Genomic DNA, 17,025 nt, shown 5'->3' with positions numbered 1-17,025 from the left:
TGGCTTAACTCACACCTGTCATCCCATGGCTTGTCCGGCGTTATTGCATAACTCGCATGTCATTCCCGCGTAGGCGGGAATCCAGAAAAAAGTCTGTCATACCGCGGCTTGACCGCGGTATCTCAGGACACATTCTATGGCACAAGATCCCGTGATCAAGTCACGGGATGACAATATAATTGACTAGATTCCCGCTTCCGCGGGAATGACATTATGGGCTTTTTTGAGCCATAAAGCAAATCTTACTTGTCGAATGACTTGTCTACACAAAGCTATCTCTTAATTTAACGCTTTTTTTAGTATTTCTTCTTGTTGCTTATTATGTGCTTGTAATGAGCCAACTGCTGGAGATGCTGATTCTTCTCTACCTATATATTTGAATTCATTATTAATTCCTGCTTCTTTTAAAGCATTATTTAGGTGAGAGGTTATATATCTCCAAGCTCCCATATTCATTGGCTCTTCCTGACACCAAATAAATTCACTTGCTTTATTATATTTTTTTAACAGCTCTACTACAACCTTTTTTTCAAATGGGTATAATTGTTCAAGCCTAATAATTGCTATATTACTATTACTGCCACGCATTTCGAATAAATCATAATATACCTTACCGCTACATAAAATTACTTTAGTAATATTGCTTGCTTCTAGTTTATTGACTTCATCTAAAACCGGCATAAAAGTAGTATTATCACTTAATTCATCAAGTTTAGAAACCACATTTTTATGACGCAACAAAGATTTCGGTGACATCACGATCAATGGTTTTCTAATGTTATCAATTATTTGACGACGAAGCAGATGGAAAATTGAAGCAGGCGTAGTAGGATATGTAACATACATATTATCCTCAGCTGCTAGCTGCAAGAATCTCTCAAGCCTTGCTGAACTATGTTCCGGTCCTTGCCCCTCAAAGCCATGCGGTAGTAAAACTACTAGACCGCTCATGCGAAGCCATTTTGTTTCACTGCTTGAAATGAATTGATCGAAAATAATCTGAGCTCCGTTAGCAAAATCGCCAAATTGAGCTTCCCATAAAACTAGATTTTTTGGGTTTGCGAGTGAATAACCATATTCAAAACCAAGCACATCATATTCAGATAAATTACTATCTGCTACTTCATATGTTGCTTGCTCTTTGGATAAGTTATTTAAAGGTATATAGGTAGTATCATCAACTTGGCTATGTAATACTGAATGACGATGTGAGAAAGTGCCACGTCCGCAGTCTTGCCCTGTTAATCTTATATTAGTACCGGATGTAAGCAGGCTTGCAAAAGCGAGCTGTTCAGCTGTTGCCCAGTCAATAGGCTGATCTGTTGTTAAAGCAGCTTTTCGAGCATCAAATAATTTAACCAATTTTGGATTAACGGCAAAATTTTTCGGCATTTCGCATAGCTTAGCCCCTAGATTTTGCAAAGTCTTTTTATCTACCCCAGTTACTGCCGCTTGTGTGCGAGTGCGGGTAATACCTTGCCATAAGCCACCTAAAAAATGAGCTTCTGGCTTATAATTCTTAGCCTGCTCATATTCCTTATCCAATTTTGCTTTAAACTGTTCTTTTAATTTAGCAAAATAATTATTATCGATTACGCCACCTTTCACTAGCTCATTTGCATAAATATTTCCAGGTGTTAGCTTACTCTTGATGATGTTATACATTTTGCCTTGTGTATACATCGGCTCATCGCCCTCATTATGCCCATATTTTCGGTAGCAAATAATTTCCACGATAATATCTTTACCAAATTTTTGCCTATATTCTACTGCAATATTTGTGGCTTTTAATACTGCTTCTATATCATCACCATTAACATGTAAAATCGGAGCTGCTATTATTTTTGCAAATTCTGTAGAATATCTGCTGGCTCTGGTATCTGCTGCATTTGCTGTAAAACCTAGCTGGTTGTTAATTACGAAATGTAGAACTCCGCCAATATTATAAGCAGCTAGTGGTGACATAGATAAACTTTCTGCCACAACTCCTTGACCACAAAAAGCAGCATCACCATGGACTAAAATAGCTTTAACTTTACTGCGTTTAGGATCTTTAAGTATATCCTGTTTTGCTCTTACTTTACCTGCAACTATTGGGTTTACAGCTTCTAAATGTGATGGGTTATCAGCTAGCGACAAATGTATCTTCTTATCACCTATGCTTCTATCCGATGAATAGCCTAAATGATATTTTACGTCACCTGAAACATTTAGCTCGTCAGGGAATACGCTACCACTTATAAAGCCTGCGATAACCGCTCTATAAGGTTTACCGACTACTTTAGTTAGCGTGTTTAATCTTCCACGATGAGCCATTCCTATGACGATCTCTTCCACACCTTGATGCAGAGATAAATCAATAGCCTTATTCATGGCAACTATGGAAGCATCACCGCCCTCTACCGAGAAACGCTTAGCCCCTGGGAATTTTGTATGTAGATATTGCTCAAATCCTTCTACTTCCACTAAGTCATTTAGGATATTTTTCTTTTCTTCCGAGGAAAATGAAATAACACCTGATTCTAATTTAGAATATAACCAATTTTTTTCCTCTTCGTTTTCTACCTGCTCAAATTCAACTCCAATAGAACCTGCATAAGTTTTATCAAGAAAATTAACTAACTCACCTAAATTATATGTTTTTTCTAAAAATTTATGTTCTATTACTTTACTAAGCTGATCATTTGTAAAACCAAAATTCTCTATATCAAGCTTTAAATCCTCTTTAGTTTTAGTAACTTCAAGCCCTAGAGGGTCTAGCTTTGCAAGATAATGGGCATATTTACGATAATTTTTTATCATCGCACCGACATTAAAATTATTTGGGGTGGATGTAGAATTTTCTGAAGTTTTAGACTCTTCTGTGGCTGCTGTTTTTATAATTACTTTAGCGGTACTTTTATTAAGAAGCTGATTGCTGTCCTTAACGCCCGCAAAAAACTCTTGCCAAGTTTGATCAACTGAAGCAGGATTTTCTAAATATTGTTTATATAGTTCTTCAATAAAAACAGCGTTCCCACCGAATAAAAAACCTGTCTTTTTTAAATTTTCTTCCATATTATTATTTGGTTTGTTTTTTGATTAGATGTCATACCGCGACTTGATCGCGGTATCTCTAGATACAATTCGTAATATTAAGATACCGCGATCAAGCTAGCTAGTATGACATATTTATTACAAATACTTATTCTCCAAGTACTTAATAAACACTTCAGGATTTATATTTTCTTCACCGCTAGCACTTTTTAGCAAATCAGGCGAATTTTTTAGTGAACCGAAATTTCTGAAATTTTTATTCAAATAATTATTTAAGTTACTAAAGTCACCTTTTAAAATATCATCTTTTACGTTTTTGTTTATCTCTTTTACTTTCTTCATCATCATTGATGCGATAATTGCACCATTTGTGTAAGCAGGAAAATAACCGAACCAACCACTAGACCAATGAATATCTTGCAGACATCCTTCGCTAAAACTTCTAGGTTTTATTCCTAAATATTCCTGCATCTTACTATCCCAAAAATTTGGCAATTCATCAAGATTTAATTCACCGCTAATAAGCAATTCTTCTATTTCAAAACGCAATATTACATGCATTGGGTAAGTTACCTCATCAGCGTTAACTCTGATAAAATCCGGCTTAACTTTCGTAATTGCCCTATATAAATTATCTGCTGAATATTCTTCCAACTTAAGGTTAAATTCATCACGAAGTAATTTTGCTAAAAACTCCGTAAACTCTCTTGACCTACCTACTTGCATCTCCATAAATAAAGACTGACTTTCGTGAAAAGCCATGCCTTTAGCACGTCCGACTGGCTGCCCCTTGTACATTTCTGGTAAGTTCTGCTCATATAAAGCATGTCTGGTTTCGTGAATAATCCCCATCAAACCACTTATGAAATTATCTTTATCATATCTGGTAGTTAAGCGTATATCATTTGGTGTTCCACCGCAAAAAGGATGAGTAGATTCATCAAGCCGCCCTCTACTCCCATCAAACTGCATAATTTCCATTATACGCTTGCCGATATTTTTTTGTATTTCAGGGCTTAATTCAGTACTTTTTACCAGTTCTTTTTGACTTTTCTGCTTTTCTAAAACCTTACCAATAAGCTCAGAAAGATTTTCTTTAACATATGAAAAAACTTTTTTAATCTCGCTGCTTGTTCTACTTGGATCATACATATCAATTAATGCATCGTAAGGACTGCAATTAAATACACCTGCACGTACTCTTTAGCAACTTCTCTTGTATAATCTAAAACTTTCTGCAAATGAGGCTTAAATAAATTATAATCATTAGTCTTTCTCGCTTTTCGCCAAACAAGTTCAGATTTAGTAGTTGCAGCTACTAATCTCTTTTGTAGCTCCTCATCGATACAATTTGCATCTAATATCTTCCGCTCAATTTCTCTTATATTAGCATTCTGCCATTCATCAAGATTTTTTGCCTCTTCCTTTGGCTCTGCTAACTAACTCTTTAAGCAACGGGGATTTAACCAGAGAATGAACTAGCGAAGTTAAAGATACCATCTCGTTTGTCCTACTTTCCCCTGATCCTATAGGCATATTTACCGCTATATCCCAATATAATATACTTAAGATATTTTCAAAATTTGAGATAGTTGAAAGTTCATTTTCTAGTTTTTTGTAATTGTTCATATGTATATCTTTATAATGTTATTTAGGCTTGCTTACTTGGATCGGAAAGCGTTCTTTATGTCATTCCCGCGTAGGCGGGAATCCAGAAATACATTTGCCTAAGTCTTCCCATTTAGGATTAATTTTTTCTATTAATTTTATTTTCCAACTACAATTCCACTTTTTTAATGCTTTCTATCTTGCAAGTGCTTCTTTAATATTAGTAAATTCCTCTGTATAAATAAGCTTTATAACATTATATTTTGTTGTAAAACCTTTGATTATTTTTTGCTTATATTCATAAGTACGACGTAGTATATTATTAGTAACACCTATATATAAAGTACCATTCCGATCAGAACATAATATATATACCCAATACATTAATTAATGTTTTTGTTTTAACATTTTTTCTGGATTCCCGCCTACGCGGGAATGACATAGAAGCCAAACAACAACCTAGGTACAAGCTAATTAGATGACACCAATGATGCTTGTCAAGAATACAGTAATTCTTTCGCCGCTTTTAAGCTTGCCTCAGTAATTGTTTTGCCTGAAATCATGCGGGCAAGCTCCTGTTGCCTTTCGCCTAAATTTAAAGTTTTTACTGTTACCTTTGTTTCTTTTTCTAACTGCGTTTTCTCAATTTTTATATGCAAATCTGCTTTTCCTGCCACTTGAGGCTGATGCGTTATAACTATCACTTGCGTAGCTGAACTAAGCTTTTTAAGCCTTTCGCCAACTTTATCCGCAACCTCACCGCCAATCCCAACATCTATTTCATCGAATATAATAGCAGGTTTAACCATCTTGTTAAATAAAGAAGTTTTTAAAGCAAGCATAAATCTTGATAATTCACCACCCGAAGCTATTTTATTTATTGCCTCCGAAGCCATCCCTGGGTTAGTGGAAGCTTTAAAAACTATATCATCTATGCCGTATGCTGCTGGTTCTTTTCTTTCTGCTATATTAACATGAAAGGTAGCTTTTTCCATTTTCAGCTGCTTTAATTCATGGTGCAACACTTCTTCTAAACGTTTTGCTGCGGCAAGACGTTTGCCCGATAAATCCTTACCAAGCTTATAATATTCCGTATTTAACTTTACTTCTTGCACTTGCAATTCTGCTTGATTTGCTATTTTCCCTTTCAAGCTATTTAGCTGATTTAAAGATTCCTCTAAAAATGTCTTGAGTGCGTCAGCAGAAACATTATATTTACGACTAATTGCTTTTATTGAAAATAATCTTTCTTCTATTTCTTCAAGTTTATAATCTAACTTGTTAAAATTTTCTAGAAGATTCGATAAATTTTGTCTTGCCTCTTCTAAATTATTATAAGCTTCTTCGAGATTTGTAGAAATATTTACGAATTCTTCATTTTGGCTTTGCTTTGCTAATAGTTTCTCCGCTTTACTAATTGAGCTATTTATTTCAGGATTATTAACCTGTTCTAGAATATCTTTGATTAGCTGCAAATCCTTATCTTTATTTTGCAAATCTTTTCGTATATTTGTTAGCTGCTCTTCTTCACCTATTTGAATATTAAGCTTAGTTAGCTCTTCGGTTACGAAGTTTAAATAATCAATTCTTGTTCTATAGAATTTTGTTTAAGTGCTATTTCGGCTATTTCATTACGGATATTCTGCCACGCTTGATAACACTTGGCAAGTTGCATACGAAGTTCTAAAAGATCTCCAAAACTATCTAAAATGTCACGCTGAGTATTAATTTCTAAGAGAGAGATATTATTGTTTTGCCCGTGAAGTTCAAATAAATAAGTAGCTAATTGTTGCATAATAGCTTTATTAACTACTTGATTATTGATAAAGAAATTTTTGCGTCCCTCTGCTTTTTGGACGCATTTTATAAGTAACGATTCCTCTAATTCAATAAAATTTTGAGTTAGGAAATTTTTTATTTCATCATTTAATGAAAAGACTATATTAACAGCTGCATAATCTTTTCCATGCTTTATTATGCCAGCACTTGAAGTTTTATAGCCTAAACAAAATAAAATAGCATCAAGTAAAATAGATTTACCGGCACCAGTTTCACCGGTAATAACGCATAAACCATTAGTAAATTCGATTTCTAACTCGTCTATCAGAATAAAGTTTCTAACTGAAAGACTCTCGAACATACTGATACTTGTTTAATAGCCTTTAACCAGTCTATAAGCATAGCTATACCATTTACTATCCGGATAGTTATGACCAAGGACCGAAGCATATTTCATTGCCTCATCCGGTAATCCAAGCATCATATAGCTTTCTGTCAAACGATATAAAGCTTCTACGCAATGAGAGGTAGTTTGATAATTTTCGACTACTTCTTCAAATCGATTAATTGCTGCCATTGGATTCTTTTTCTTTAAATAGAATCTACCAATTGTTAACTCTTTACCAGCTAAATGATCATTTACTAAATCAATTTTTAAAGATGAATCAATAGCGTATTTAGTGTTTGGGAATTTTGTAATTAGATCTTCAAAACTATCTTTAGCCAAGAAAGTTCTAGATTGATCATGATTCACATCAGAAATTAGCATATAATATGAAAGAGCTTTAAGGTAATATGCATAAGCAATATCAACATTTGCAGGATGTAGATTAATGAAAATATCAAGTACATCAACTGCTTCCTCATATTGAGCAGCAAGGAATAATGAGTATGCTTGCATTAGCTCTGCTTGCGGCGTAAATTCATTACCTGGATGCTGATAAAATATTTTTCCAAATTCTTCAGCAGCATTTTTATACTTTTTTTTCTCAAGCAGAGTAATGCCCTCATTATAAAGAGTAGAAATAGGAGTAACTAAATCATCACTATTTTTCTTGCTTTTACATCCGTTTAGAATGAGCCCTAAGCATAAAAGGACACTTAATATTTTTGCTAATTTCATAAGAACTTAAATTCAGTTAATACCTAAATATACATATAGGTTTAAAGGATTTCAAGAATTCAATTTCTAAAATTTTGTAAACTTATATATTTTTGCTAGGTTTTGTGTGTTTTTGATAAGGGTTTTTATTATTTTAATAGAAACTAGAATTTATAATGTTTGAGCTTTTAAATCTTAAAAAAAGATAAAGTACCCATAAGAGCAAATCTTATGAGTACTTTATCTTTAGAACTTAAATGTTAACAATTACGAAGTAACGCTGGTGGTACCACAACTAGCATTACCAGTGCTACCTGACACCATAGATACTATGTCTGGAGCTTTGAATAATATTATGATCGCAGCAACTATAACTAAAGCCACTTCCCATTGCAATTTTCCTCTAAGTGTTTGAATACCTAGCACGATTATACCAACAACAGCTATACCTCTTGCTGTATTACCTCTAAATATTAGAATCACATTACATAACGCCGCACCTACTGGATCGCCAACACTAGTAGCTAAGCTATCCATGGACATTGTTATAATAGCTAAACCAAGTACCATAAATAATAGACGTAGCGACATGTTATAATCAATTAATTCTTCATTTAATTTACGCAAATTCATATTTTTTACCTCAATTATGATTAGTTATTTAAAGATTAATGTATATTCTATTTACATATAAATCAACCTATAAATATATGTAATTTAGATTAATATACCAAAATATTGCAAAAATACTTGTTTTAAGTAACATTATAATCACATATTATGGTCTATAGTCTATGACTAACTACCAAATATATATACAAAAGTAAATAAAAATAACCATACTACATCAACAAAATGCCAATACCATGCTGCAAATTCAAATCCTAAATGCCCATTATTTTTAATAGCAAAGTCACCTCTTCTCGCCCTGAAATAGCATACTATTAAAAATATAGTACCTATAATTACATGTGCACCATGAAAGCCAGTTGCTAAATAAAAATTAGACGGATATATACCATCAGTAAATTTAAAACCAGCATGGTAATATTCATATGCTTGCATACAAGTGAAGAATATTCCAAGAATTATAGTAAGACCAAGAGCCGTTACACAATCTTTTTGATTACGTTCTTCTAAAGCATAATGAGCCCAAGTAACAGTAGTACCAGATAAAAGCAATATTAAAGTATTAATAAAAGGAATATCAAATGGATCAAAAACTTTAATGTTAGGTGGCGGCCATACGCCTTGTTTTATTACCCATACACCATCTAAAAGACCAACAGGTGATAAACTTGATTTAAAGAAAGATGCAAAAAATACTCCAAAAAACATTATTTCAGTTAAAATAAATAAAGCCATCCCAATTCTTAGACCATGTCTAACAGGCTCGGTATGACTATGATCTATTATTCCCTCTTTTATTACATCTTTCCACCAAGAATATAAGCAATAAGCTACTGAAATAACTCCAAAAGCTAGTATGTAATGGTTAAATTTATAGCTATGCATAAATGAAACGCCACCCGCAACTAAAATAAGTAAAGCAAATGAAGTTAAAATAGGCCAAGGGCTTGGATCAACTATATGAAATAAATGTGACTTAGTAGTAGGATGAGAATTATTCATATTTTATTTTTTTATTTCTGATTACATATGTAAATATAAATTATTATTTATTTAAAATCAAATTTTACCACAAAATATCAGCCAAAAAATATAAAAAATAGTACTTCTTAACTGAAAATTACATTTTTTATCAATATAACAACTAAAACCTCTTGACTATTTATATTATTCAACTAATATATGAAACGCTAATGATGTTTAAGCTCCATTGTTGCAAGACCAATCTGTCAAAAACTTATAAGTCAAGTTTATGCCAGGGGTCTGTTATTACTAAGTGAGTAAAATCATGAAGTATAATGGAGGTTGTTATATTGTAACAACGGAGCTTAACCCCTGGCACCCTATTTTTTCTTAATTCCTAATACATGAAAAGTAAAAAACACGATTTAAGCAATTTAGAGTCATATACTGATGAAGATGCTAACGTAATTTTAGGCTTAACTCTACAAGAAATTGAAATAATTAAATTTTTTGGTAGCGATAACTATTGCTGCGATATGAAAGAAGCTCTCTAAGATTGGGTATTGCTATAAAAAACTTGGGAATATTGAAGAAAGTAAGAAATATTTTGAACAAGCAGAACTTTATAATTCACAACCTACTCAAGACATAGAAAATATATATTTAGAACTTCTTGGATATGACAGCAGTGAGGATTAAATCTTTTTGCTTAGTTTAATAGCAATTCTACAAATCGCTTTTACTACACTACTTATTGCTTTCGCAAATATTGCTTGCTCGCTATCATTTATTATAGCCGTGTCTTTATGTTCAATCTCATCTAACCGAAATTTTACAATATTATCTAATAATTCTGGTTCAATGTTTTTATTTTCCAAATAATTTATTTGCTGTGCATAATGCTTCTCTATTACTTCTTCTACACTCTCCGTAACTAACATTGCTGTTTTTGTACCAATCTTGGAAGATATAGCTCCAAGTAAAAATCCATAATGATGCCAAAAAGATAATAAGGCAGTAGGTCTTACTTTCTTCTCTAATAATTTTTTCTCAAAATAATTTAGATGCACTTCTTCTTGTTCTAGCATCTCTTTAATTAATACATAGTCATTTTGAGATTTAGTATATTTTAACTGTCCTTGATAAATCCTTTTTGCTCCATACTCACCAGCATGATTAACTCTAATTATCTCTTGAATTTGTTTATCAGGATCAGAAAAATCAGGTCTTGACATAATATATCTTTAATATTTTATTAAAAAAATTTTTACTTTCTTTTTCTGATAAAAAACCTTCTTTAGCTGCATTCTTTGCTTGTACTGCCCAATACTTATCTTTAAATTGACTAAATTTTTCATACTCTTTATGAAACATAGGCGTAGACTGACCATACTTATCTCTAATAATCAATTCTTTCATTACTTAACTCATTATTATTTAAAAGTTTTTGTAAAAGATCAAACCCTGCAGGATTTAATTTATAATACACTTCCGCTTGTTGCAATATTCTTAAAGTCTTCAAGCACTCAGCTAGACTAAGGCTATTTGCTATTTTGGTAAAATCATTAATATACTGATAAAAAATAGGCGGTGATAGCGATTTTATTGCAGAATCAACACGCTCCCCATTTTTTACTTTCGACAACACTATATATAAATTTAGATAATGCCTTATTAAGGCTCTAATCATCAGCACTTCATTTATATTTTGCTTTTTTAATATATCTAGTTCTTTTAAAAAACTGACGTAATTTTTTTGTGAAAAGTACATTGCTAAATCGCTACCATTAGCTATGATCTCACTACTTAGCACCTCTTTAATGTCATTTAAGCTAACTTCTTGTTTATCATGCACAAAATATATCAACTTATTTATCTCGTTGGAAACTAACTCATGATCCCCTTTTAAATAATTTTTTAAATAAATGAGTGCTTCCCTATCTATAATTTTATTACATTTAGCTAATTTTTCTAAAACTATCTTCTCAATCTTTGCTTCATCATCATGATAACAAGCAAGCGAAGCTAGTGATTCTTCAGTTTCAAAAAATTTTCTAAAGCTGCTGCTTGAGGTAATATCTTCACCAATAAATACAGGAAAATTAATATAATTATCATTTAGAATTACTTTTAAATTCTTATCGATCGAATTTCCTACGCCTTTAATTCTAATTAATTCTTTTTGATTAAAGAAGTTAGACGAATTAAGCAATATCTCTAAAGAAGAAATATTAAGATCACTATATTCTATAGAAGTTTGCAGCATGTTAAACTTTTTCACTAAGTGACGGCAAATTTTATCTATATAACCTTTATCAGGACCATATAATAATAGAGCCTTAACCTTACCACTGGCTATTAATTCAAATAAACGATTAATTTGCGAAAAATAGAATTTCATAAATTATTATTTCGAGTAAAGTATAAAATTATTCTGCTGCGAATTTCCTCAGCTGCCGCATAGGCAAGGTCTATTCCTGTTTCATCTCTCTCAACACTTGAAGCATAAGGGGTAAAAATAGAATTATATGATGTTGATTGATAAAATTTTTCTTTGATTAATATTTTTTGGCTTTCTATATCAACTAATTGATATTTGACTAACTGATTAATATACTCCCTTAAAACATTCGAGTTTTTTTCTATGGTAGCAGGCGTAGTAGCTCCTGCTAATTCTGCCTTAAGAATATATTTTGCTTTTGTTTTTTGTGGTAAGATACTTGTTAATCGGTGATAAAATTCAGCCCCTTCTATTGTTTTAATAGGCTCTACCTCAATAGATTCTAAATTTTTAACTACCTCACTATTACTATATTCTGTATTATAAACAGGTTTTAAATTACAACCATTTACAAATACGAGTAGGAAAACAATAAATAAATAACGCATAATTTTTTAGACTTTTTTTGATTATAAGATGCTGGTTGGATTATAAGTGTCATTGCGAGCAAATGAAATGAGCGTGGCAATAGTATAATATTCCTGAGATTGCCTCTGCCCTCGGCATTGCCTCTCCTCACAATGACGATTCCCAATTCACGGGCAACTCTGCTCCAGGATAACAAATCCCCTAACATCTTTTTATATTAATATCAGTTTATTTTGCTTTTGTGAAAGGAAATTATGATAATTACTTTTTATTAATATTTAATATGAGACTTATTAATTTATGTTGACATACTTAAACAAGATTTGTATACTGCCGACTCGAAATAAATTTAGAGAAACATATGCACTTAAGATCATATAATATGGTAAAAACCTTTAACACAACAGGAAAATAGCTTTTTAAGGCTATTAAAAATCTTACTAAACCAAATAATGAAATAAAGCTAGTAAATTATAAATTTCAATACGAAAAATTATTTGAAACAAAAAATTCAACAAATAAATTTGAGCTACCATCATTACCAAAAGAAACAGCAAAGTTAGTAGTAACAGCAAAACAAGAATTATTGAAAGCACAACAATTAATGGGCTTTGACGCTGATGGTAAGCTCATATATTTTGATGAAATTCAAAATTATGCATATGAAGCAAATAGTGAAATAATTAAAATAACTGCTGCTAGCCGAGGTAAAAAGGTAGAGGTAATACAAGATTTCCCTCTACAAACAGCAACTAATATAGATTTTATTTCGGAGAGAGTAAAGTTAGTAAAAGAGGCAATGAAGCAGCCAGAAAATTTAATACGAACTGAATCTCATAACGGATATGAAACAAAATTTTATCAAGTTAAAAATTTAGGCAAAATGCCAGTCACCGAATTATAAATCTACGTATATCATTCCTGTTCTCACAGGAATGATATACGAACAACGACGATTTACCTTAGCCGAACTTCAACGTATCAGCTATCCGCTCCCATAGGCAGGACATAATAATTATTATCATCCATAAACCCTTTTTCATACATATAATTTTTTAAAACAGTACTAGTTTTATCATTTCATTAAGTATTACATACTCTTCATTTTTAATTGCTAAATTTAATACCTTATCTAATATTAATTTCTCACTATACTTTAATTTATCCCTACTATTCTTGGTCATAGAGCATATATAGTTCTCACAAAGATACAGTTTATCTTTAAATAATTGTAGCGTATTTTCAGGTGTTACTTCTTTATCATTATTATGTGGTTGTCCCATTAATCCCTCCTAAATCATTTCCTAATAATTCGTCCTCGAAATCTACCATTTTTTCATTAGGCGAATCAGGCAAATACGAATCATACCTAATAGCATCTCTCTCATAGTCTTTCAGTATTACTTTTATTTTATCAATTTCTTTCTTTGATAGTACTTCACTAAAGCCATATTTTTCTCCAAACATAAGAGGAGTCAAATTTTCCTTATTCTTCTCTGTTATTAGCTTAGGTTTATTTTGCAGTAATATCTCTATCATTTCTGCATCTGCTTTTGCTTTATTTTTAAGTGCCATATGCAATATATTATGACCTTCCGAATTAGTATAATTTATATATTCAGGAGCATAGCTTAATATTTTTTTTACTAACTGTTTTTTATTTGACATCACTGCTTGATAAAAAACATCTTTATTTTGTTTTAAATTGACAGATATATAAAATTTTAAATTTTCTTCATTTCCTTTAGCATATAAATATTGCAAAAACTTTAAACTATCTGGAGTTTCTTTAGTATCTTTAATAGACACTAATTTTGATTTTCTAATAGGTACTTTACCGCTAGCAACTTTTTTCTCATAATATTCTATTACTTTTTTAATGTCCCCCTTCGGGGATCAAAAATCCCTCGCCTTTAGGCGAAGGGAAGATATAATGAAATTGCTTTAGCAATGAATTTATATCAAGAAATATGAGAAGTTATAGAAAGAATAGTCATAGTCAGTATGATTTAAAAGTGCATCTTATATGGATACCAAAATATAGGAAGAGAATATTGATAGGCAAAGTATCGGAAAGGACTAGAGATTTACTGAGGCAGATTTGTATGGAACATGAAGTACATATAATTTCAGGGAAAATATCATGTGATCACGTACATATGTTTATCTCATATAAGCCGCAAATATCTCTTAGCAAGTTAGTACAGTATTTAAAAGGCATTAGCTCAAGAATTTTATTGCAAGAATTTACTCATTTACGAAAACAATTTTGGGGCAATCATTTGTGGGCTAGGGGCTATATGGCAGTCAGTTCAGGTAATATAACTGATGAAATGATACAGCACTATATTGATGAACAGGAAGGTGAACCTGTGAATGATGATCGATTTCTAATCGATTCCACTTTATAACCCCTCAGCTTATAGCTGAGGGTTGTTTAGTTTTACTATTTTGCTCGTTTGGATCTTCTTTACCAAAGCCATGTATTTTACCAAACATAATAGGAGTTAAATCTTGATTGTCTATCATTACTACTAAACAAGGTTCTTCTTTCAATAATATTTTTACCATTTTAACATCTACTATACCCATAAGAGCTTTATGCAGAATATTATGTCCTTCTAATTTAGTTTTTACATTTATTAAATCAGAATTTATTGCCAATATATCTTTTACTAATTCTTTTTTATTTTGTTCTACTGCTTGACAAAAAATACTTTGATTATGTTCATTGATAGACTTAAAATATTTTTTTAATTCATTTTTATTTAAATTCTCACAATCTTCTAAATTTAATTCTTTATAATCTGCGGGAATTGGTGCTGAAGTAGGTGTAGTTATTCTATCTTCTTCAGAATTAGGTGGAGGTGGTAAATCTTCTGATTTGCTTTTTTTTGTAACACTTAAATCTAAACTAGGTACGGATAATTGTTTTTGTTGTTTCTTCATTTTTTTTCCTAAATTATAATAATTAGAGCTTAAAATAATAAATTATAATGGTTTAGGCTTTTTTAAACTTGATCTTGCGGGGGTTGGTCATCTCCTACTAATTCGAGTTCTTGTTTTTGGCAAAATCTTTCTAATTTAGGTTCTATTTCCAACATCTTTGCTACTAAATCCTTTTCGCCATTATCATGTGCTTGACGAAAAATATTTTCAATGATTTCTTTATCATAACTAGTAACGTAGTGTTTTAGCATGTTAGAACTTTTAGAATTTTCTTTTTTAAGAAGACTTGCTGTTTTAAGAAATTGTAAATCTAATGGCTGAAATTTTTCTTGTAAAATTAAAGATTCTATAATTGCTGCTTCCTTTCTAGGTGTAATTGAGTTATAGATATCATTCTCATTACTATTGGGAGGTAAGTTTAAGTTAGGTATATATTTAGTCATCATTTCTCCTAAATTGATAAAAATTAAATTCTTAGTAATTTAAAGTTTATAAATTTAGAAGAAATAACACAATAAAGAGAGTTGAATTTGATATTATTTAATTGATTAACGATTGTTAATTTATCACAACTAAACTAGTTACTGAAGCTTTATATTTTCTGCATCCCATTGATGAGAAACATTATTATATTTGAGTATATACGGCTTAGTATCTATGGAATCTAGAGTTATATCCGCACTCATTTCATCATGAGACGAAATAATTTCATTGTAACCAAAATGAGCATAATATGGTTGGTAATTTTTAAACCTTATAGTTATAAATTTATCTTTAGTAATATTTGGCATAAGCTTTATTAAATCATCAAGATTATTTAGCTTTAAATCTTTCATCTCAAAAATTTGTAGTCTGTAAACATTTTTATAGTCTTTAGTAAAAAATGTTGGTATAGAGCTAAAACTACTACCGGACTGAACAGAAGCTATAGCTAGGGATTTAAGCGGAATGCCTGATTTATTACTAAAATAATCATCTACTTCAAAAAATATAGCACCGCCAAAATTTACCATTCTACTGATTTTATTATTATTGACGTTATATAGATTTACTGTTTGCTCAAGCTTTTTCCCATCACGGAATATAATAAGCTTCGTAACGGCGTTTTTAGAATTATCCATTTCTCTATCGAGCATTGCTAAATTACCGCCTAGCTCTTTATCATTAATAGCCCAAATAATATCACCGGCTTTCAAAACTTTTTCAGCAGGTGAACCTGCTAAAACTGTCTTAACGCTTATAACTCTATTTCTGCTATCGGGAAATTTCTTTATATATTTATCCATTTCCTCTTTAGGGAAATTATTATGTCTAACAGCTTTATTTAAAGAATATAGATCACTTATTATTCCTATATGTTGCCTTGTTGGCTCTTTATTATTTTTCAAGCTTTCTAAAGTGCGGATTACATAATCGCCGTGCAATGCTAAAGAGTGGGTCTTACCACCACCATATAATACGCCTATAGCCTCAATTTTATTGTTTAGCACTGGTGAGCCACTAGCACCACCAGTAATATTTAAATTAATTATATAAGTACCTTGCGGCATCATACCATCAATATTATATAGATCAGACAAATATCCAGTATGGAAAGAAAAGCCTTGTGCTTCGGTGTTACCGACTACAAAAACTTTCTGGTTTAATTTTGGAGACTCGCTAGAAAATGGTATTTCCATTGCGGAGTCAGGTATATCGTTACTTACTACCTTTAGAACGGCATAATCTTGCCAAATATCATAATATATTAATTTTGCCTCAGCTTGCTCACCATTATAAAAGGTAACAAAATAAGTACCGATTGCACTAAGCCCAATAACGTGAGTGTTAGTAATTATATAACCATTTTTCTTATCATTAATAAATCCGGTTCCTGTCCAGCTATTTGTATCTTCATAAGCTGATACAGCAATTCTAGTATCAATCGTCACAATAGCTTTCTTAGCTTTTTCAAATATAGTACTACTTATTTCCGGCGACGCTAAAACTATATTATTTAATAAAAATAGATTAACGATAAATAAAATTTTTGGTAAAATTAATAATTTTTTCATTCCCACCTCTTGTAAAATCATTAGATCAGCACTAT

The 17,025-nt window shown here is 31.4% G+C and carries 15 protein-coding genes and 3 pseudogenes; 3 read left to right on the top strand and 15 right to left on the bottom strand.

All coding sequences use genetic code 11. The annotated features are described in order from the left end of the window. Positions 1-279: 279 nt before the first annotated feature. The 7 genes and pseudogenes from BA173_RS05470 to BA173_RS05440 form a co-directional block, all read right to left on the bottom strand. A complete protein-coding gene (locus tag BA173_RS05470) occupies positions 280-3,057 on the bottom strand; it encodes a 2-oxoglutarate dehydrogenase E1 component (protein WP_068041234.1) in 2,778 nt (925 codons plus the stop codon). A 117-nt stretch (positions 3,058-3,174) separates the two neighbouring features. Next, positions 3,175-4,665: pseudogene (locus BA173_RS05465) on the bottom strand (carboxypeptidase M32). Positions 4,666-4,725: 60 nt separating this feature from the next. After that, positions 4,726-5,028, bottom strand: a pseudogene (locus BA173_RS05460) (GIY-YIG nuclease family protein). A gap of 113 nt (positions 5,029-5,141) precedes the next feature. After that, a pseudogene (gene recN / locus BA173_RS05455) lies at positions 5,142-6,784 on the bottom strand (DNA repair protein RecN). Between the two features lie 12 nt (positions 6,785-6,796). Then, on the bottom strand, positions 6,797-7,546 hold the full coding sequence (locus tag BA173_RS05450) for an outer membrane protein assembly factor BamD (protein ID WP_068041236.1): 750 nt from the start codon (positions 7,544-7,546) through the stop codon (positions 6,797-6,799). A gap of 246 nt (positions 7,547-7,792) precedes the next feature. Next, positions 7,793-8,158, bottom strand: coding sequence for a TrbC/VirB2 family protein (locus BA173_RS05445; RefSeq protein ID WP_016948458.1), 366 nt, complete (start codon positions 8,156-8,158; stop codon positions 7,793-7,795). Positions 8,159-8,323: 165 nt separating this feature from the next. Continuing rightward, positions 8,324-9,157, bottom strand: a complete 834-nt coding sequence (locus BA173_RS05440) for a cytochrome c oxidase subunit 3 (RefSeq protein WP_016948459.1) — start codon at positions 9,155-9,157, stop codon at positions 8,324-8,326. Positions 9,158-9,673: 516 nt separating this feature from the next. On the opposite strand from BA173_RS05440, the gene BA173_RS09020 reads away from it, so the two are divergent. Beyond that, entirely contained in the window at positions 9,674-9,817 is a 144-nt protein-coding gene (locus tag BA173_RS09020; protein ID WP_143548610.1) for a hypothetical protein, read from the top strand. On the opposite strand, the gene BA173_RS05435 is transcribed toward BA173_RS09020, so the two are convergent. The 4 genes from BA173_RS05435 to BA173_RS05420 are packed head-to-tail and all read right to left on the bottom strand — an operon-like array spanning position 9,814 to position 12,007. Continuing rightward, positions 9,814-10,353, bottom strand: a complete 540-nt coding sequence (locus tag BA173_RS05435) for a demethoxyubiquinone hydroxylase family protein (protein ID WP_016948461.1) — start codon at positions 10,351-10,353, stop codon at positions 9,814-9,816. The two genes, BA173_RS09020 and BA173_RS05435, sit on opposite strands and share 4 nt — an antisense overlap. Beyond that, complete coding sequence (locus tag BA173_RS05430; RefSeq protein ID WP_016948462.1) at positions 10,340-10,537, bottom strand: hypothetical protein; 198 nt, start codon at positions 10,535-10,537, stop codon at positions 10,340-10,342. Before BA173_RS05430 ends, BA173_RS05435 begins: the two co-directional genes overlap by 14 nt. Next, positions 10,518-11,519 carry a DNA polymerase III subunit delta gene (holA, locus tag BA173_RS05425; RefSeq protein WP_016948463.1) on the bottom strand — a complete coding sequence of 334 codons (1,002 nt, stop codon included), beginning with the start codon at positions 11,517-11,519 and terminating at the stop codon, positions 10,518-10,520. Before holA ends, BA173_RS05430 begins: the two co-directional genes overlap by 20 nt. Further along, complete coding sequence (locus BA173_RS05420) at positions 11,516-12,007, bottom strand: hypothetical protein (RefSeq protein ID WP_016948464.1); 492 nt, start codon at positions 12,005-12,007, stop codon at positions 11,516-11,518. The genes holA and BA173_RS05420 overlap by 4 nt, the downstream gene beginning before the upstream one ends. Before the next feature lie 566 nt (positions 12,008-12,573). Here BA173_RS05420 and BA173_RS05415 point away from each other — a divergent pair. After that, complete coding sequence (locus tag BA173_RS05415) at positions 12,574-12,891, top strand: hypothetical protein (RefSeq protein WP_143548609.1); 318 nt, start codon at positions 12,574-12,576, stop codon at positions 12,889-12,891. Between the two features lie 362 nt (positions 12,892-13,253). Here BA173_RS05415 and BA173_RS05405 read toward each other — a convergent pair whose 3' ends face one another. Next, complete coding sequence (locus tag BA173_RS05405; RefSeq protein WP_016948467.1) at positions 13,254-13,796, bottom strand: ankyrin repeat domain-containing protein; 543 nt, start codon at positions 13,794-13,796, stop codon at positions 13,254-13,256. Positions 13,797-13,957: 161 nt separating this feature from the next. On the opposite strand from BA173_RS05405, the gene tnpA reads away from it, so the two are divergent. Further along, entirely contained in the window at positions 13,958-14,398 is a 441-nt protein-coding gene (tnpA, locus tag BA173_RS05400; protein ID WP_095568239.1) for an IS200/IS605 family transposase, read from the top strand. Positions 14,399-14,402: 4 nt separating this feature from the next. On the opposite strand, the gene BA173_RS05395 is transcribed toward tnpA, so the two are convergent. From BA173_RS05395 to BA173_RS05385, 3 genes are all read right to left on the bottom strand, one after another. Beyond that, positions 14,403-14,936, bottom strand: coding sequence for an ankyrin repeat domain-containing protein (locus BA173_RS05395; protein ID WP_068041854.1), 534 nt, complete (start codon positions 14,934-14,936; stop codon positions 14,403-14,405). A 62-nt stretch (positions 14,937-14,998) separates the two neighbouring features. After that, positions 14,999-15,379, bottom strand: a complete 381-nt coding sequence (locus BA173_RS05390; RefSeq protein ID WP_016948469.1) for a hypothetical protein — start codon at positions 15,377-15,379, stop codon at positions 14,999-15,001. Positions 15,380-15,517: 138 nt separating this feature from the next. Continuing rightward, positions 15,518-17,011, bottom strand: coding sequence for a S1C family serine protease (locus BA173_RS05385; protein WP_016948470.1), 1,494 nt, complete (start codon positions 17,009-17,011; stop codon positions 15,518-15,520). Positions 17,012-17,025: the final 14 nt, after the last annotated feature.

Origin of the sequence: Rickettsia sp. MEAM1 (Bemisia tabaci) (assembly GCF_002285905.1) — a bacterium.
Lineage (GTDB): Bacteria > Pseudomonadota > Alphaproteobacteria > Rickettsiales > Rickettsiaceae > Rickettsia.
Note: the sequence above shows the minus strand (reverse complement) of the source record. Positions and strands in the feature narration are given on the sequence as shown.

Bases quoted from the DNA above. Each gene is read 5' to 3' on its own strand.
- BA173_RS05420 (WP_016948464.1), bottom strand. From the start codon at position 12,007: ATGCGTTATTTATTTATTGTTTTCCTACTCGTATTTGTAAATGGTTGT.
- holA (WP_016948463.1), bottom strand. From the start codon at position 11,519: ATGAAATTCTATTTTTCGCAAATTAATCGTTTATTTGAATTAATAGCC.
- BA173_RS05435 (WP_016948461.1), bottom strand. From the start codon at position 10,353: ATGTCAAGACCTGATTTTTCTGATCCTGATAAACAAATTCAAGAGATA.
- tnpA (WP_095568239.1), top strand. From the start codon at position 13,958: ATGAGAAGTTATAGAAAGAATAGTCATAGTCAGTATGATTTAAAAGTG.
- BA173_RS05450 (WP_068041236.1), bottom strand. From the start codon at position 7,546: ATGAAATTAGCAAAAATATTAAGTGTCCTTTTATGCTTAGGGCTCATT.
- BA173_RS05395 (WP_068041854.1), bottom strand. From the start codon at position 14,936: ATGAAGAAACAACAAAAACAATTATCCGTACCTAGTTTAGATTTAAGT.
- BA173_RS05470 (WP_068041234.1), bottom strand. From the start codon at position 3,057: ATGGAAGAAAATTTAAAAAAGACAGGTTTTTTATTCGGTGGGAACGCT.
- BA173_RS05430 (WP_016948462.1), bottom strand. From the start codon at position 10,537: ATGAAAGAATTGATTATTAGAGATAAGTATGGTCAGTCTACGCCTATG.
- BA173_RS05440 (WP_016948459.1), bottom strand. From the start codon at position 9,157: ATGAATAATTCTCATCCTACTACTAAGTCACATTTATTTCATATAGTT.
- BA173_RS05445 (WP_016948458.1), bottom strand. From the start codon at position 8,158: ATGAATTTGCGTAAATTAAATGAAGAATTAATTGATTATAACATGTCG.
- BA173_RS05390 (WP_016948469.1), bottom strand. From the start codon at position 15,379: ATGACTAAATATATACCTAACTTAAACTTACCTCCCAATAGTAATGAG.
- BA173_RS05385 (WP_016948470.1), bottom strand. From the start codon at position 17,011: ATGATTTTACAAGAGGTGGGAATGAAAAAATTATTAATTTTACCAAAA.